General features: G+C 42.7%; 1 protein-coding gene and 1 pseudogene. Both read left to right on the top strand.

Going from position 1 to position 1,648, the window contains the following annotated elements; translation table 11 throughout:
* A pseudogene (locus HMPREF2574_RS08725) lies at positions 1 to 534 on the top strand (phage tail family protein); the annotation flags it as partial.
* The coding region (locus HMPREF2574_RS08720; protein ID WP_180363993.1) for a phage tail protein at positions 531 to 1,648 on the top strand (1,118 nt) is incomplete at its 3' end. The pseudogene HMPREF2574_RS08725 and the gene HMPREF2574_RS08720, both read left to right, overlap by 4 nt.

Below are 1,648 nucleotides of genomic sequence, written 5' to 3'. Positions count from 1 at the left end.
GTTGTCAAATCTATCGAATTCACACCGAGCGTTTGGGTAAAAGATAATCCTTATAGCTCGGAAGGCCGAGACCAGAATCGGAACATGTTTGATTTGCGGAAACAAGGAGATAAAGTCACCTACTTTTGGTATGGCGGCTATCATTCTTTCTTCGAATCAAGGATTAAGGATAAACAAGCTTCCAAAGTGCAGTTTTTTGTCGGTCAATATAAAGGTGGCAACTCAACTATCAATCAGTTAGTTACGCACCATTATCTAAATGATTTCTCCTTTTATAAATTAAACGTGCCATTCTGGCGTGATGTCCCTAACCGCTATCCGACAGGAGCAGAACTTTTTATTGATGCAACAGGAGAAGTGACCCCTGAAGAAAAAGGGCGATTGTATGTCAATAACTTATTAGCTCCTGACGATGAGATTTTGGGGACAGACTACTTTAAGGTTCCGCCCGGCAAAACAAAAGTACAGTTGCTTGTGTCGAGTTTTGCGGAAGTAGAGAGCGCACGAGCAGAAATTGAGGAGGCTTGGATTTGAGTAAAAGAAATGTACGAATTGCAATTCGTGATACAACCGACAGTCACAATGTCGGTTTTTTTGATAATAAGAGTGGTATCAAATATAACTCCGCCAATCTAACGCAGTTTTTAAAAGGCGCTTGTAGTGTCCTTGTGCTGACTTATCACTCAAAGAAAATGATTGCTCAAAGTGGACAAAAGTTAGCTTTTCGATTTAAAGATAAGGACTTTTGGCTGAATATTAACAGCGTCAAGAAAACGGGCTATAAGATTGAGTTAACAGCTTACTCATTGAGTTTGGAAGCGAACAAAGAAAAGCGTGGCCCGCACAAACCAGCCAATGCCATGACCATTAAGCAGTACATCGATTACTACGACCCTGAACACTCATTTGAGATTGGAATCAACGAAGTAGCAGACAAGTCTATCAAGCTAGAGTGGAGCGGAACAGACACGATTCTAGCTCGGCTCTATTCGGTCGCCAATAGTTTTGGCGCAGAGTTGGAATTTGTCACAGAGCTAAATGATGATTACTCGCTGAAACGTCATGTGGTTAATATTTACCGCGAGGGGAATCTCGGCAAAGACAAGACGGGTATGCCAGTTCGTGTGGGTGAAAAGCTGAAAGTCATCAATTACTCGGACAGCATGGATGACTTTTATACCGGGATTCGTCGTACTGGTAAAGACGGTCTGACGATTGCTGGGCTAAATAAAAAAATCTATGACGACAAGGGAAATTTACTCTTTTACAGTAGCGGTGATACACTCTACGCACCGCAGGCAAGAGATAAATACCCGTCTATTGCTCGAAAGACGAATGACGGGTATATCGTCAACGAAGATAGCGAAACTGAACACGCAAATAAAGAAGCGCTGTTTGGTTACATGCTGTCTGAACTCAAAAAGCACTGTGAATTAAAAGTAGATTATGAAGTAGAGGGCGCAGTAGATGGTAGCATCGGTGACAGAAAGACGCTGATTGATGCACGGCACTTTGACCCGCCACTTTATGTGCAAGCCCGAATCAGCGAACAGACAGAAGCTCTCCTAGAGACAAGCAATGTCAAAACCACCTTATCAAACTATGTCCGCAAGTCGAGTCAGATTGCCAACGAGCTATTGCAAAGAGT

The sequence above is a fragment of the Streptococcus sp. HMSC034E12 genome, assembly GCF_001835915.1.
GTDB lineage: Bacteria > Bacillota > Bacilli > Lactobacillales > Streptococcaceae > Streptococcus > Streptococcus vaginalis.
The sequence above is the reverse complement of the archived record's forward strand: the minus strand, read 5'-3'. Positions and strand labels throughout refer to the sequence as shown.